Annotated in this window: 12 protein-coding genes; 9 read left to right on the top strand and 3 right to left on the bottom strand. The window is 41.7% G+C overall.

What is annotated here, in order from left to right:
- Nucleotides 1–7 precede the first annotated feature (7 nt).
- The gene (gene epsC / locus ACFEL9_RS11660) at nt 8–820 is read left to right on the top strand and encodes a serine O-acetyltransferase EpsC (protein ID WP_385889913.1); all 813 of its coding nucleotides are present in this window, start codon (nt 8–10) and stop codon (nt 818–820) included.
- A gap of 2 nt (nt 821–822) precedes the next feature.
- Nucleotides 823–1,695, top strand: coding sequence for a cysteine synthase CysM (gene cysM / locus ACFEL9_RS11665; RefSeq protein ID WP_385889916.1), 873 nt, complete (start codon nt 823–825; stop codon nt 1,693–1,695).
- 192 nt (nt 1,696–1,887) lie between these two features.
- Here cysM and ACFEL9_RS11670 read toward each other — a convergent pair whose 3' ends face one another.
- Nucleotides 1,888–2,331 carry a type I restriction enzyme HsdR N-terminal domain-containing protein gene (locus tag ACFEL9_RS11670; RefSeq protein ID WP_385889918.1) on the bottom strand — a complete coding sequence of 148 codons (444 nt, stop codon included), beginning with the start codon at nt 2,329–2,331 and terminating at the stop codon, nt 1,888–1,890.
- Between the two features lie 47 nt (nt 2,332–2,378).
- Here ACFEL9_RS11670 and ACFEL9_RS11675 point away from each other — a divergent pair, with 47 nt between their 5' ends.
- From ACFEL9_RS11675 to ACFEL9_RS11685, 3 genes are read left to right on the top strand one after another with little or no spacing between them, the layout of a single operon-like run.
- Nucleotides 2,379–3,149 (top strand): AMP nucleosidase, encoded by a 771-nt coding sequence (locus ACFEL9_RS11675; protein ID WP_385889919.1) that lies wholly within the window; start codon nt 2,379–2,381, stop codon nt 3,147–3,149.
- An 11-nt stretch (nt 3,150–3,160) separates the two neighbouring features.
- Entirely contained in the window at nt 3,161–3,541 is a 381-nt protein-coding gene (locus tag ACFEL9_RS11680) for a hypothetical protein (protein ID WP_385889922.1), read from the top strand.
- The gene (locus tag ACFEL9_RS11685; RefSeq protein ID WP_385889924.1) at nt 3,541–5,307 is read left to right on the top strand and encodes an ABC transporter ATP-binding protein; all 1,767 of its coding nucleotides are present in this window, start codon (nt 3,541–3,543) and stop codon (nt 5,305–5,307) included. The genes ACFEL9_RS11680 and ACFEL9_RS11685 overlap by 1 nt, the downstream gene beginning before the upstream one ends.
- 121 nt (nt 5,308–5,428) lie before the next feature.
- Here ACFEL9_RS11685 and ACFEL9_RS11690 read toward each other — a convergent pair whose 3' ends face one another.
- Nucleotides 5,429–9,241 (bottom strand): TraB/GumN family protein, encoded by a 3,813-nt coding sequence (locus tag ACFEL9_RS11690; protein ID WP_385889926.1) that lies wholly within the window; start codon nt 9,239–9,241, stop codon nt 5,429–5,431.
- 465 nt (nt 9,242–9,706) lie between these two features.
- Between ACFEL9_RS11690 and queA the strand changes: the two genes are divergently transcribed.
- The 4 genes from queA (at nt 9,707) to ACFEL9_RS11710 (ending at nt 15,618) form a co-directional block, all read left to right on the top strand.
- On the top strand, nt 9,707–10,756 hold the full coding sequence (queA, locus tag ACFEL9_RS11695; protein WP_276501871.1) for a tRNA preQ1(34) S-adenosylmethionine ribosyltransferase-isomerase QueA: 1,050 nt from the start codon (nt 9,707–9,709) through the stop codon (nt 10,754–10,756).
- A 376-nt stretch (nt 10,757–11,132) separates the two neighbouring features.
- Nucleotides 11,133–12,434, top strand: a complete 1,302-nt coding sequence (locus ACFEL9_RS11700) for an aminotransferase class I/II-fold pyridoxal phosphate-dependent enzyme (RefSeq protein WP_385889930.1) — start codon at nt 11,133–11,135, stop codon at nt 12,432–12,434.
- A gap of 102 nt (nt 12,435–12,536) precedes the next feature.
- A complete protein-coding gene (locus ACFEL9_RS11705; protein WP_385889933.1) occupies nt 12,537–14,708 on the top strand; it encodes a S9 family peptidase in 2,172 nt (723 codons plus the stop codon).
- Between the two features lie 352 nt (nt 14,709–15,060).
- The gene (locus tag ACFEL9_RS11710; RefSeq protein WP_385889936.1) at nt 15,061–15,618 is read left to right on the top strand and encodes a UbiX family flavin prenyltransferase; all 558 of its coding nucleotides are present in this window, start codon (nt 15,061–15,063) and stop codon (nt 15,616–15,618) included.
- 27 nt (nt 15,619–15,645) lie between these two features.
- Here the strand turns inward: ACFEL9_RS11710 and ACFEL9_RS11715 are convergent, their stop codons facing one another.
- Nucleotides 15,646–16,605, bottom strand: a complete 960-nt coding sequence (locus ACFEL9_RS11715; RefSeq protein ID WP_385889939.1) for a glycoside hydrolase family 5 protein — start codon at nt 16,603–16,605, stop codon at nt 15,646–15,648.
- Nucleotides 16,606–16,715: the final 110 nt, after the last annotated feature.

Here is a 16,715-nt window from a genome sequence, read left to right on the forward strand (position 1 = left end):
ATTGTCTATGACTCAAAAATTTTACCAGCATATCTTCGAAAAACAAGAAGGCGTAGAAGCTGTTCCGTCCAATGAAACAATTGCTTCATGGGCTCTTCGGTTAATACATCTTTTATATCCGGAAAAAGCGGAGTACTCCCCGGCGTCGGCACAAGAGGTCGAACGGGAGTTTATGTTTTTGGAAAAAGAATTGGTGAGGATTTTCAATGCCACCAAAGCTTGCAGCAGTTGTGACAATGCAGATAAGGGCCGTTCCTTTTTCAACTCCATACCGGAAATGTATCGTATCCTCAATACAGATATCGATGCAATACTCGAAGGCGATCCGGCTGCAAGAACACGATTTGAAATCATCAGGGCCTATCCGGGGTTTTATGCTATTTCATTTTACCGGATAGCACATAAACTGGCAGAATTAGATATACCTCTTCTGCCACGCATCCTTACAGAATATGCACATTCAAAAACGGGTATCGACATCCACCCGGGAGCTGAGATCGGCGAACATTTTTGCATTGACCACGGCACCGGCATCGTTATCGGCGAAACAACGATCATCGGTAACCATGTGAAAATTTACCAGGGTGTTACGCTGGGCGCCTTAAGCGTAGATAAAGCGATGTCTTTTATAAAACGTCATCCGACGGTAGAAGATCATGCCGTAATATATTCTGGCGCCACCATCTTAGGTGGTGATACAATTATCGGTCATCATAGTATTATCGGTGGTAATGTATGGTTGACTAAAAGCGTTCCGCCCTACTCCACCGTTTACCATAAGTCAGAGATAGAAGTAGTAGATCAAAAAACTAAAATTTAATTATGGCGAGCATTATTGACCTGGTTGGCAATACACCAATGGTAGAAATAAAAAAATTAAATCCCAATCCTAATGTAAAAATGTTTGCCAAGCTGGAAGGCGATAATCCCGGTGGCAGTGTTAAAGATCGTCCGGCGTTGAACATGATACGGTCCGCACTGGAACGAGGTGATATAAAACCGGGAGCAAAATTGATAGAAGCTACCAGTGGGAATACCGGTATTGCTTTAGCCATGATTGCCCGTTTATACGATTTGGACATAGAATTAGTCATGCCATCAACTTCTACCCGTGAGAGAACGCTAACCATGGAAGCTTATGGTGCTAAAGTAACGCTGTTAGATACAATTGAGATCTGTCGTGACTATGCCGAAGAAAAAGCAGCAACAGGTGAGTTCTTTATTTTAAACCAGTTCTCTAATCCCGATAATTATAAGGCGCACTATAAGACCACCGGTCCCGAGATTTGGAAAGACACCAATCAATCCATCACTCATTTTGTCAGTTCGATGGGAACCACCGGAACTATCATGGGTTGTTCACGGTTTTTTAAAGAAAAAAACCCTGCCATTCAAATAGTAGGCTGTCAACCTACCGAAGAATCATCTATACCCGGAATAAGAAGATGGCCAAAGGAATATTTGCCAAAGATATTCGAGCCGGAACGTGTAGACCGTGTCATGGATGTATCACAGCAGGAAGCAACAGAAATGGCACGCCAATTAGCAAAGGTAGAAGGCGTCTTCGCTGGTATGAGCAGTGGTGGTGCAGCCGCGGCGGCTATAAGACTGGCAAAAGAAATAGAGTCGGGAGTGATTGTGTTTATTACCTGCGACAGGGGTGACAGGTATTTGAGCAGTAATTTGTTTGGATAAAATTCGAACGCTGATTGTTAGGATAACCGCAGATAAGATATAATTAAATCATAAAAATCATGATCATCTGCGTTCTACTTAACAATACCGGCGGCTTTCTCCTAATAGAATAAAATCTAAACGCTGACTCAAATGATCGCCGTGACAACCACAGATATCATTTGAATCATAAAAATCATGATCATCTGCGTTCTATTTGCCAATCCAATCAGGTAATTCACTAATAAGCAGTAACTCTCTTGCCTTTTTTTCCCAGCCAAAAGAATGTTCGCCATTGCTGATAATTAGGAAACCCGTGGGTACGCTAATATGATACCGGAGCAGTTGTTGCAACACTGCATCATCCAATTTTATTGCCGGTGCTTTGCATTCAATCATCATCCAGGGAGTATGGGTATGATCATATACCAGGATATCAAAACGTTTTTTCAACTCACCGAGTCGTATTGTCTTCTCCATAGCAATGAGCGAAGAAGGATATTTTTTAACCTGTACCAGGTATTGTACAAAATTTTGTCGAACCCACTCTTCCGGTGTTAACAATAACCATTTTTTTCGAAGGGGATCAAAAATGAAATCCTTACCGGCATCCTTCCGGATATTAAATGAAGGTTGCGGATAATGTATGGTCAGCATGCTTCAAAAGTAAATGATTAAATTCGCTGAACTGTAAAATGACAAATATGAAATCGAAAGAAGAAATTGTAGAAAACTGGCTCCCCCGCTATACGGGTGAGAAATTGACCAACTTTGGAGAATATATTCTATTGACAAATTTCAGCAATTATGTTTACAAGTTTGCCGAATGGAATGGTGTGGAAGTTATTGGGGAGGGCAAGCCTATGCAATGCGCTACTGCCGACAACATCACCATCATTAATTTTGGTATGGGCAGTCCCACCGCCGCAACGGTAATGGATCTGCTCAGTGCGATAGAACCAAAGGCTGCTTTATTTCTTGGCAAATGTGGTGGCTTGAAAAAGAGAAATAAAATCGGCGATCTTATTTTGCCGATTGCGGCTATAAGAGGTGAAGGAACTTCCAACGATTATTTCCCAGCTGAGGTACCGGCCTTGCCGGCATTCGCTTTACAAAAAGCCGTATCTACTACCATTCGTGATTATGGCGTAGACTATTGGACAGGTACGGTGTACACCACTAACCGCAGGGTTTGGGAACATGATGAAAAATTTAAAAACTACCTGCAGGATATCAGGGCTTATGCCATCGATATGGAAACGGCCACTATTTTCACAGTGGGTTTTTATAATAAAATACCCACTGGTGCATTGTTATTGGTAAGCGACCAACCCATGATCCCGGAAGGTGTAAAAACAGAAGAAAGTGATAAAACAGTAACGTCTCAATATGTCGACAACCATATTAAAATTGGTATCGATTCATTAAAACAACTGATCAATGATGGACTAACCGTAAGACATTTGAAATTTTAAACATTATTCCTATGAAGCTTATCCTCCTTTTATCTTCAGTTTTTTTATTGACAACCTCAGCAGATAAATGCAACAACAAAAAAACCGCGGACGCAGGCACTTATAAAGCAAAGCTGGAAATAAAGGCCCTGTGCATGAATTATACCCTCAGCCTGGTGGAAGGCAACCTGGATACTTCTTTGATTGTTGCCGACTGGACGGATGAATCAACCGGCAAATCCTATAAAAATGTTTTTGCGCTTGGAAGTCCCTGCACCTTCCCCGCCTCTATTCAACAGGGAGATGAGTTTTATTTCACTATCGATACGACGCAAAAAAGTGATTGCGCTGTTTGTATGGCTTACTACCCCACGCCTTCTAAAAAACTGATGATAAAAGTGCAGGAAAAATAATGCTGCCTTTACTGAGCATACAAAACCTCTCCGTTGATTTTATATCCGGCCAGGCGAAAACAACGGCATTAAAAAACATTTCCTTTACTGTAAATAAAGGCGAAATCGTTGCCTTGGTAGGCGAATCAGGTTCGGGCAAATCTGTTACTTCACTTTCTATCCTGCAATTGATTCCGTCACCACCGGCCAGGTATGTTTCAGGGCAAATATTATTTTCTGAAAACGGGATCGAACAGACCAATCTTTTAAAAAAAGATCGTCACTCGCTACAGGCTATTCGGGGAAATAAAATAGGCATGATCTTCCAGGAACCCATGACGTCACTGAACCCGGTACTTACTTGTGGGGTCCAGGTAATGGAAGCATTATTGGCGCATAAAAAAATATCAAAAACAGCAGCCCGTCAAAAAACGATCGAATGGTTTGCAAAAGTAAAACTGCCCGACCCGGAATTGATTTTTAACCGTTATCCGCACCAGTTAAGCGGTGGACAGAAACAAAGAGTGATGATTGCTATGGCGATGTGTTGTAAACCATCATTGCTTATCTGTGATGAACCAACAACAGCATTGGATGTAACGGTTCAGAAAACCATCTTGCAGCTTATAAAGGAATTGCAGCAGCAGTCCGATATGGGAGTCATTTTCATTACACACGATCTTGGTGTGGTGGCTGAGATTGCTGACAGAACTATCGTCATGTACAAGGGAGAGATCGTTGAACAAAATACAGTCAGGGAAGTATTCAATAATCCGCAACACCGCTATACCAAAGGTTTGCTTGCCTGCCGGCCGCTATTGCATAATAAAGGAGAACGATTGCCCGTGGTCAGTGATTTTTTAGGTATGAAATCAGAAGCCGGAAGTCAGAGGTCAGAGGTCAGAGATCAGAACCCGATAGCTATCGGGTTGAAGGTCAGAAGTCAGGAAGCTAAAACAAACAATCAGACTTCAGACATCGGATCTCAGGGTTCAGTCCTGCTTCGTGCGGAAAATCTCTCCGTCTGGTTTCCCGCGAAGAAAACCTTCCTTGGTAAACCCCTTTCCTACACCAAAGCCGTTGATGATGTAAGTTTTTCCATTCATAAAGGCGAAACGATGGGACTGGTCGGCGAAAGTGGCTGTGGCAAAACAACACTGGGCCGGACATTACTGAGATTGATTGAGCCGACAACAGGAAAAATATATTATGATGGTGTTGATCTGACTTCAAAAAAGAAAGATGAACTGCGATCATTAAGAAAAGAAATTCAAATTATTTTCCAGGACCCTTACTCTTCGCTCAATCCACGGTTGACAATTGGTTCGTCGATAGCAGAGCCATTAAAAGTTCATCAGCTTTTACAGTCGGATAAAGCCAGGAAGGAAAAAGTAATTGAGCTGTTGGAAAAAGTTGATCTCAGGCCTGAGCATTTCAACCGCTATCCGCATGAATTTTCCGGCGGTCAGCGACAGCGGATCGTTATTGCAAGAGCGTTGGCCCTGAACCCTTCGTTTATTGTTTGCGACGAATCTGTTTCGGCTCTCGATGTGAGTGTACAGGCACAGGTCTTAAACCTGCTGAACGACCTGAAAAAAGAATTGGGTTTTACTACTATTTTTATTTCACATGATCTCTCCGTGGTTCGGTATATCAGCGACCGCATCATGGTGATGAACAAAGGGAAAATAGAAGAAGCGGGAAATGCCGATGAAATTTATTTTAATCCTCAATCTGACTATACCAAAAAGTTAATTGCTTCCATTCCCAAAGGAACAGCGGTATGAGGCCCCTTCCGGCTTCCCCCTTTAGGTGAAGCCATCTACGCACAGCCCACGCCTTTACAAAGCGTCCTTGATCAGTGCTTACAATCAGTAAAAAATCATTCAGAAAAGCTATAACTTCTTCCTAATCAACTTCACTTTCCGTTTCGTAGCTATCGGAATCGTCCTTATTATAAAACTCTTTCGCACTTTTGCGGACCGAATACAAAAGTTTCTTTCGTTGTTTTTTCAGTTGATTAATGACCGGCTCATCTGGCCGTAGTTTTGTATCCGTAAAGGCAGTAAAGTCATACGAAGAATTGCTGGCGTTATTGTCATAAATGGAAAAATAAGCCGCAGATTTTTTTTCTTCCTCTTCAAATTCAAATTGTTTGGGGTCTTGAGGTATCAAACCCACCGATGCAATTTTCCAACTTGCATCATCCTTTTTTGTTTTGTATTTAAAAAAATAGATGAAGCCTTTTTTATTCTTTACCTGCGCATCCAGCCTGTCGAGATAAACAACCGAATCAGGTTTATCGTAAGATTTTTTATCAAGCAACTTACTCTTTGCAAGATCGATATGATTATTATACAATGCCGGAAATTTAATCTCCATACTGATTTCCTGCAGATCGGCGTATAAGTTATAACGATAATTATCCAGGGCTGCAAAGTAGTTTAACAGGCTGTCAGGGTATGATCTTTTATTCCGGAGCAACAACAGCATAATATCATAGGTAAGCTTTTTATCCCCGGAATAAAGCAATTGTTTAAAAAGTGGTTGTACAGCCGGGTTTACATCCCAATAAGGCAATAACAAAGTGGCGTAAAGCTGCAGTTTTTCATTGCCGGTATTGCTATCGTTGCTATCATCGTAGCCCGCATCCTTTTTATCTTCCTTGTTTTCCTCAGCTTTATTGATAGCTTTTTGCTTTTCCGCAATAGCCTGTCTTTTTAGCTCCTGCCTGGCTTCAATTAAAAATTTACTATAGTAGGGGTCGTAATCTTTTGGCTTTATCATACTACTATCCACCATTTCAGCAAGCAACTGCATCATGCTGTATTTATAATCATCCAGGTTTAAAAGTGGCAGCAACTCGGGCAGGATAGTTTTGGTTAATTGTAACGAGTCATGCAATTCATCAATAAAATTCCCATCATCATAACCAACTCTTGCAAGGGCTTTGATTTCACCGGAGTAGACGGAGGAATAATCATTACTGCGGCCAATATCGAGCACCGGCGGCTCGTTCAGCATGATGTCTTTAAAGATTCTATATGAATACGGCGTTTTTTGTTGCAATAAAACTTCCAGCACTTTATGCTGCAATTCCACTGTATCGCCGGCAGCATAACACAGCTCCTGCAAATAATCAGAAGCCTGGCGGGTTTTTATATCATCCAGTTTAGATACAAGGTCTTTCTTGACGTCGAGGTATTTTTTTTCTTTCCAGTCGAGAAAAGCGATTGCCTTTTTCAATGGGCCCAGGTCGGCAGAGTCAAGTTTAATTAAATAAATGTTTTTAATAGCCCGTTTATGTGCAACACTGTCCGTGCTCATAAAATCCGCAAAGAAGAGATCGTTCTTTTTTGTGAAAGGATCGATTCCTGTTAATGTATCCGCAGGAACAAAACTGTCAAAAAAGGATTGCACAAAACTGCTGGGTTTACTCAACGTATCTGACTGGGTTTGTAAAGCGTAGCCGATTCCATTTTTATAAAACACCTTGCTCCAAATGGTTCTGCTACTTCCCGTATCGGTAATTACAGTTTCCCAAACCTTTGTCTTATTGGGCAATTCAAACTTCCTTTTTAGCCTGACAATACCGGAAGAATCGCTGAACAAAGACGGGTTTTCTTTATCAATCACCGTACTATCCTTTACGTATGTGTATCGTTGCATTTTAAAGAATGAAACAAATATTTTTTCGCCGGTGGAATCATTGGCGATAATCCGGCTACGGAAAGCACCGTTTTCCAACAGATCGTTTTCCAATATTTCGTCATCATCATCCGATGAATAGGTGTATTTGGGAATATCCAATTTTGCTTTACCGGCTTCAGGAAATACAGGACTTTTAGCAGTATAGTACAGCGAAGTATCTTTTCTTTCTTTCGCCAGGTTGTATTTAAAAGGTTGGATATCGAAGGAGTTCAGGAACTTTTCCATGGCGGGAGTGGAATGCTTGCCATGCGCAACTAAGGTATAATAGTGAGGCCCTTGAATAATAAAACGGGTAAGAAATACGCCCCCGCTCTTATCCTGGTATTTACAATCCAATGCGGGATATCCTTTGTATGTCCTTTGTATCCTGCTTTCATTTTTATTAATAAACTCTGAGGATTCAAAACTCTCCGCCATCAGGTTTAGATCGAATGTATCTTCTTCTGCAAAATGATAATTGTGAATATCCGAGCGGATCACCCGGTATTGCACATTGTTTATTTTATCTTCCGCATCATATATCCAGCTTCCATCGTTTCCGATATTGGGTTCATGTGGCATATCGATACTAAACCCGCCAAACGGCGGTGAATATCTCTTCCAACCGCCTGTGGCGATATCCGCCGACTTGTATTCTTTCAATTGTATACTTCCAAAAAACTTTCTCGCTTCTTCACCGTTCTTTACATAATCACCTGTACCACTCATTTTGAAAATCACCACTTCAAACGGAGTGATGAAAATATTGTAGCGCTGAATATCACCACGACGTGTTTTATTCGTAAGGTCTATGCCTGGGTATCCATTACGGACAATCTTTGTCCTGGTAATAATTTTGCCGGGAATGTTTTCATACAACAAGCTATCTACTATTTTAGCTACCCTTGCTGAATTATGCCCCCACATCCAAGCATTCGTGCTGACACGGGTAACCATATAGTAACTGCCGTTGGCCATATCCGCATACTGACGTTGATCAAGACTGACATCATCACCAAATTTGTAAAACTTGCCCGGTATATCCACCTTATACAAACCGTCATCAGCTTGTTGCGTGCTGAAGGGAACCGCCACTCTAACTTTTTCAACAAGATTTTTGTGCTGGCTATCCCTGGCCCCCATTTTTACCGGTCTCAAACGATAACCGGCCCGGCGAAGCATTTCTATTACACCGCGGTTACCGGGCAGGTGAGCCGCACCCACACCGACAAACAGCGATTGTCCTGATTTAAGAATGGAATCGATTGACGAAGCCTGTATCTCATTTCTTTTGTATAAAAATTTTTCGTCAAAAGCTGCTGAAAAGCTGTTGTACTTGTTGATAGAGTCCAGCCAATCCAGGTTTCCACTCCTGTAAGCTTCCTGTAGTTTACCGGATGCAAATCCGTCTTCACTGTCGTAGCTACGTACCTTGGTGGTCTTATCCCTGGCGGCATCCTTATAAGCTTCCATCATCAGCTTCATACTTTCAGCGTAGCGTTCTACACCGGCTACCTTTTTGCCCCATTTTTTCCCGCATTGATAGATGTACATATCAAGGTAGGTGTCTTCTTCGAAATCATTGCCGCCGCCATCGTTGGAGCGATACAATAAATTATTAATGGCGGAGGGATTACTATACAGAGCTCTTTCAATTTTTTTATCGTATTTGAAAAACTTCAGGGTATTTATACTGAAGTAATCGTTAGGGATCGCGAGCCGGTATTGGTTGTCATAATTGTCATAGCCGTTATTGGCCAGTTCATATTTGCTCATATCCTCCTGCCACGACTCAGGATTTGTTTCCAGGGCAACCACATCTGCATTTCGAATACCTAAATAAAAAGAATCTGCCAGGTGAAAAGCCAGCTTGCTGCTGACATGCATGGTTCCAAAAAGATAGGATGGCTTTTTCATTCCATTCCCCGTTATCTCCCATAAAAGACTTGGGTAGTTTTTGGCTTTCAGTTTTGTCTGGGCAAAGGCACTCAAGGGCAACAACACAAGGATCAAATAAACATATCGCTTCATCTATTCTATTTTAGTAACTAAATCAGCGGATCAAATTGATCACCCTCAACCAATCCATTTTGTGTCCGGTAAAATACTATTTTAATAATTATTGACGTTGAAATCGGGCCATCTTATCGCAAATTATTGGCAGACGACCTATACCGGTAATACCTGTTTATAGCTCTATGATGCCGTAACCGGCTAAACCATAACCAGTCCCGGTTATTTAGAACAACCCGGATTTAAAAAAAATATTGTCCACAGCTCAAATTTTTTAGTGATAAATATTTACCTTTGCCCGCTTTTAAAGCTGTCGCATGACAGAGCCCGGTGCCGTAAGACCGGGGTTTGCCGCTCCGCTTTGATTCTAATTCATCTCAATTGCCTTTGGCAAAGTGGAACCGATCAACCCTCCCGCCTTACTTCCAGGAAAATACCTGGCCGGCTAATGTCCTGGGCCTTTTATAAACCACAATAAATACAATGAAGCTTTCACAATTCCGTTTCGACCTTCCCTTAAACCTTATCGCTCAAAATCCTGCCAAAAAACGTGAGGATGCCCGTATGATGGTAGTTCACCGTCACACTGGTCAAATCGAAAACAAACATTTCCGTGACATCCTGGATTATTTTGATGACAAAGATGTTTTCACTGTTAACAATACCAAAGTTTTTCCCGCCCGCATGTATGGCCGTAAGGAAAAAACCGGGGCCAAGATCGAGGTGTTCCTGCTTCGTGAACTGAACAGGCCTAATCGTCTTTGGGATGTAATCGTAGATCCTGCCCGTAAGATTCGTGTTGGTAACAAACTATATTTTGGCGACCAGGAAGACCTGGTAGCCGAGGTTATCGACAACACCACCAGCCGTGGCCGTACTATCCGCTTTTTGTGGGAAGGCTCTGAGGAAGGCTTCCGTGGACAACTTGAAAAATTAGGTGAAACTCCGCTGCCGAAATATATTAAGCGCAAACCGGATGAAGAAGACAAAGAGCGGTATCAAACCGTTTATGCTAAACATGAGGGAGCGGTAGCGGCCCCTACTGCCGGTTTGCACTTTAGCCGTGAACTGATTAAGCGTTTGGAGATAAAAGGAATTCGTTTTGCTGAAGTAACGCTTCATACTGGCTTGGGTACTTTTCGCCCAATTGAGGTGGAAGACCTGAGCAAACATAAAATGGATGCTGAATACTATAACATCGACGAAACAGCCTGTAAGATCGTTAACCGTGCTAAAGAATATGGTCATCGTATTTGCTCCATCGGCACTACTACTATGAGAGCTTTGGAATCATCTTTCACCGCTCAAAAATTATTAAAACCATCAGAAGGCTGGACCAATATGTTTATTCACCCGCCGTATGATTTTAATATCGCTGACTCGTTGGTAACAAACTTTCATTTACCAAAGACCAGCCTGCTGATCATGACCTGTGCTTTTGCCGGCTACGAACTAACAATGGAAGCATACAAGAAAGCCATTAAAGACAAATACCGCTTTTTCAGCTACGGTGATGCACTATTGATTGTTTAGAACCACGCTTCGTGGGATTAATAAAGATTACCGGGAAATTTTCGAACAGCCTTACTAAAGTGAGGTTGTTTTGTTTTAGGGTCTATTTATGCCTGAAAATCGGATATAAAGGGATTAAATAAAATACCTGACCTGTTAGTGGAGTTTTGTCATTTAAAAAAATACAAAACATCGGATTGGATTACCCGATAAAGGAATACAACCAGGCTCCGCTGTCTTCGTATTACTTTACTCCTTCACACTATATTAACACCCGTTTGGACAAGCTTTGTACGAGGCTTTCAATCCCTTACCTTTGCGCAGTTTCATCCGAACCACCTTTTGATCACTTGCCGGATGCAGCTATCGATTCATAAACCAATAACAATTACATAATATGGCGGATATTTTTGATCGCTTATTGAAGAATTATGGCCCGATCGGCCAGCATCGTGAAAGAGCCCATGGTTATTTTGCTTTTCCCAAATTAGAAGGTGAAATAGGTAGCCGGATGAAGTTTCGGGGCAAGGATATGATTGTTTGGAGCCTGAATAACTACCTGGGTCTCGCCAATCATCCGGAGGTAAGAAAGGCAGATGCTGAAGGAGCTGTACAATATGGATTGGCCTTGCCAATGGGCGCCCGCATGATGAGTGGAAACAGTAATTATCATGAGCAACTGGAAGCTGAACTGGCCGCTTTTGAACAGAAGGAAGATGCAATACTCGTCAACTTTGGTTACCAGGGTATGGTGAGCCTGATCGATGTATTATGCGGCCGTCATGATGTGATCGTTTATGACGCTGAAAGCCATGCATGTATTATTGACGGTTTGCGTTTGCATCCCGGCCATCGTTATGTATTTAAGCACAACGATATGGAGGATTTTGAAAAACAACTTCAACGTGCTACAACGCTGGTTGAAAAACAAAAAGCCGGAGGAATATTGGTTATTACGGAGGGTGTTTTTGGAATGGCGGGTGATCAGGGCAAATTAAAAGAAATAGCAGCGCTAAAAAGTAAATATGAATTTCGCCTGTTGGTGGATGATGCACATGGCTTTGGTACGTTAGGAAAAACTGGCGCCGGCGCCGGTGAAGAACAGGGAGTACAGAACGCAATCGATCTTTATTTTTCTACGTTTGCCAAATCAATGGCGTCTATCGGCGCCTTCATAGCGGGAGACAGAAAGATCATTGATTATATCCGCTATAATATCCGCTCTCAAATTTTTGCCAAAAGCTTACCCATGCCATTAGTGATTGGCAACCTGAAGAGACTGGAATTACTTCGTACCCAACCGCAGCTGAAAGATAAATTGTGGGAAAATGCCCTTAAACTACAAAATGGTTTAAAAGAAAGAGGTTTTGATATTGGTAAAACGGACTCTGTAGTTACACCAGTATATATGAAGGGTGGCGTGGAAGAAGCTACGGCTATGGTAATGGATCTTCGTGAAAACTATCACATATTCTGTTCCATCGTGGTTTACCCGGTTATTCCGAAAGGACATATCATCTATAGGTTGATCCCTACCGCCGTTCATACAGATGCGGACATTAAAGAAACACTGGAGGCCTTTTCTGCTACCAAGAAAAAACTGGATGCCGGCGAATACCGGGTTGAAGCCATCCCTGACATGGCCGAAGTAACCGGAAAACGTTTCGACTATATGACCGAAAGACCAAAAAATAAATAAATCATAAATATTAACCAAAGCCTCGCAACTGCGGGGCTTTTTATTTTCAACGGCGTCTTAACATTATTGATTGTATATATTCTCAAATTCAAAAATCAACGAATGCGTAACTTATTGCTTGTATTCTTTCTCCTGCCCTTAGTTGTTATTGGACAAAAGAAGCAAATCACACTGGAGGATATCTATAAAAAAGGAACTTTCCGTGGCGAATATATAACAGCGGATTTTGGGAAAAAGTCAACCGACCCGGTATTGCCCGCGGAGTTGAAGGATGAAAAGGGCTATGTCATCGACAAACCCTCTGATATCATTTACAGTTCTTCCCATCCCCGTATCGTGATACTGAGATCGAATGTGGAGCCGATCTATCGCCGGTCATCAAAAGCAAACGTGTATGTATTCGACTCGCTGACAAAAAAAATCACATCCCTTGACAGCGGCAAAGTTTTACATCCCACATTATCACCTGATGGTTTCAGGGTTGCCTATGTGAAAGACAATAATCTTTATATAAAGGACCTTTCCACCAATAGCGTCAAAGCGGTGACAACCGATGGCAAATGGAATTACATCATCAATGGTAATTGTGACTGGGTGTATGAAGAGGAGTTTGAATTTACCCGTGCTTTCGAGTGGAGCCCCAAAGGAAATTATATCGCCTACTACCGTTTCGATGAGACGGATGTAAAGGAATACAATATGACGATTTACGACAATGCCTATAACAAAGATTACCGTTATAAATATCCAAAGGCCGGTGAGGCCAATTCCAAAGTGGAGATACATATTTACGATCTGGCAACTGGCAAAGATGTTAAAGCCGAATATGAACAGGGAGATATTTATATACCTCGCATCAAATGGACAAAAGATGATAATAACCTAGTAGTATTTTGGATGAATCGGCACCAGGATGACCTGAAGCTGTTAGCTACAAATGCTAAGACCGGCGCCAGCAGTCTACTTTATGAAGAGAAAAACAAATATTTTGTAGAGATCAATGATGACTGGTGGTTCTTAAAAGATGGGAAACATTTTCTTTTTACCAGTGAAATGAATGGCTATCGTCACCTGTATCTATACGGCCTTGATGGAAAAAATAAGATCCAGGTCACCAAAGGAAACCATGAGGTAACGGAGATAACTGGTGTAGATGAAGTCAACAAAAGAATATTTTATACGATGGCCTATCCCCGACCTATGGATAGGAATTTGTTTGTAACTGATTTTACCGGCAAAAACACGTTTCAGCTAACCCAGGGCCAGGCATGGCATAGAGTTGAATTCAATGATAATTTCACCCAGTTCTACGATTTCAAAACTGATATCAATACACCACAGGTCGTTACATTGAATTCAATTAGCGCTAGCAAAAAAGCCATTAGTTCATCGCTTATAAAAACAGTAAGTGAAAGCGCTAAACAAAGAGAAAAAATAAACGAATACGAGATCAGTAAAGCTGAGTTCATCCGGGTGCCTAATAGCAAAGGCGACACCTTGAACGGCTGGATGCTCAAACCTGCCAATTTTGATGCTTCCAAAAAGTACCCGGTCTTGTTTTGTAACTATGGGGGACCCGGTTCACAACAGGTTGCCAACCGCTTTGGAGCAGTTAGCTTCTGGCATCAATTATTGGCTCAAAAAGGATTTATTGTGGTAAGCGTGGACAATACCGGAACCGGCTATCGTGGAGAGGAATTTAAAAAGAAAACCTACCTGCAACTCGGAAAATTTGAAATAGAGGACCAGATTGACGCGGCCAAATACCTGGGCTCGATGCCATTTGTAGATAAGAATAATATCGGTCACTGGGGCTGGAGCTATGGAGGCTTTATGAGTTCACTGGCGATCACCAGGGGTGCAGATGTTTTTTCGGCTGCTGTGGCAGTAGCGCCTGTTACCAATTGGAGATTCTATGATAATATTTATACCGAACGATACATGCGGACACCGCAGGAAAACCCCACGGGTTATGACGATAACTCACCAATCAACCATACTGATAAGATAAAAGGTAAATACCTGCTCATTCATGGCACTGCGGACGACAATGTTCATTTTCAAAATGCCACCCAAATGATAACAGCATTGGTTAAAAGCAATATCGACTTTGAAAGTGCTTACTATCCCAATAAAAATCATGGCATTTCCGGTTCGATGGATAATACGAGCTTTCATCTCTGGAGCAAAATGACGAACTGGATCATTGAAAATATGGGGAACGAAAACACCCAAAAACCCATTCAACAGGCTAAACAGCCAAAGGCATTTTAGTTTGGTTATTTCCTTAGAAAATGTCCCGCTTTTCGGTGGGACATTTTTTATAGTGTAAACTTATTTAATGTGGGAAAAAAAGAACCCCGACGTTAAGTCGGGGGCCCTAATCAAAAACCATTAACCATTAAACCTTATCCTATGAAAATTCATGAGCAATATCGTTAATAAAGATTTAATATCGAAAAAAATTTATCCATTTTTTTCTCAACTAAGTGTTTATTCTACACTTTATTGATTTATCTCAATAGCTTTGGGGCTAAAACGTTTTTAACCTAAAACACAAACGTTTGCATAATTTACATCTGACTTCATATCATTTACTGACTTTTGCTGCTATAATTCAACGGGAATGAGAAAAATTGTTGTCGCAATCACAGGTGCCAGTGGTTCTATTTATGCAAAAAATTTGCTGTTAAAGCTCGACAATTTAAAGTCGCAATGGAATGAACTATCGATTGTAATGACATCAAATGCCCAGCAAGTTTGGCAAACTGAGCTGGCGGATGATAGTTATAATCAATTGCCGGGCAAGCTTTATAACACGCAGGATTTTACTGCGCCGTTTGCTTCGGGATCGGGACAATACGATACCATGATCATCATTCCCTGCTCGATGGGCACTTTGGGGCGCATCGCAACGGGCATGTCTAACGATCTTATTACAAGAGCTGCCGATGTAGTTTTAAAAGAAAGAAGAAAGCTTATTTGTGTAGCAAGGGAAACACCCTACAGCCTTATTCATATCCGCAACATGGAAACTATTACCCTGGCAGGTGGAATTATCTGCCCTGCCACCCCTTCCTTTTATAGTAAACCTCAGACAATAGATGCCGTTGCTTCCACAGTTGTAGACCGGGTGCTTGATCTCGCCGGTTTTGATGTATCTACTTTTCGTTGGGGCAAATAGCAATAAACAGTTACTAAACCCAAGTCTTTATGGCTTAAGTCCATTATATCTTCTTATCAGTTCCCTTGCCTTTATTCCTGATTGTTTCAAATCTTTTTGCCGCCACTTACCATCGGAAGAAGCAGAAGGTAATAAGACGGAACAGGTTTCATTTTTGTCGCTCACTGACCATGTCACCCAACTGATCTTATTTTTTTCGGCCCAGTTGATCCATTCATTCCACTCTGTTTCATTAAGTGGACCATCACCTGTTGCTTCCATTCCGGCAGATTCAGAAATAAACAGTGGCAGGCCTTTTTGAAGCGCATAATCACCCCGCTCCCTTAGCTGCTGCTTATGTGTTGCGGCATAAAAATGCAAGGTGTACATCAGGTTGTCGTAGCCCCTGATCGGGTCATCTGCGGCGAGATGAATATCCTGGTCCCAATGAGGCGTGCCGACTAAAATTATGTTATCAGGGTCTATTGCGCGGATCGTTTTTATCAATTCTATTGAGTAGGCTTTCACATCAACCCAGGATTGCCGTTCCGGCTCATTGAAAATTTCGTAGATGATATTAGGATATTTGCCGTACTCAGTTGCCATTTCTGTAAAAAACTTTTTTGCTTCTTCGAGCCTGATATTATGGCTATGCCAGTCGATGATGACATAAATGCCTTCTTTAATGGCTGCATCTGCTATTGCCTTTACTTTTCCTTTCGACCAGGCAGGTTCTTTAATATAACCTTTGTCCGGCTCGACGCCCATAGCAGCTCTGACTACATTACAACCCCAGTCTTTTTTTAACCAACCTACGGCGCCGGCATTATAGAAGCGTGGCCACCAGTTGTGCCAGCCAAAACTCATGCCTCTCAATACTACTGCTTGCCCCTGCCCATTGACAAGATTAATACCGGATACTTTTAACTGCCCATTTTCTTTAACAGGTTGCGCAACGCCAATCGACATGATAAAAACAGAAAGGATCGATAGATAATTTTTTTTCATGTTTACAGGCTTCACCTTATAAATGCAATTTATTTTTTAAAGAGACACAAAGCGAGCAATAAAAGCTGATACATAGGTAAAAAAGTAGCAATAACAAATAGTAACGAAAA

Origin of the sequence: Terrimonas alba (assembly GCF_042434975.1) — a bacterium.
Taxonomy (GTDB): domain Bacteria; phylum Bacteroidota; class Bacteroidia; order Chitinophagales; family Chitinophagaceae; genus Terrimonas_B; species Terrimonas_B alba.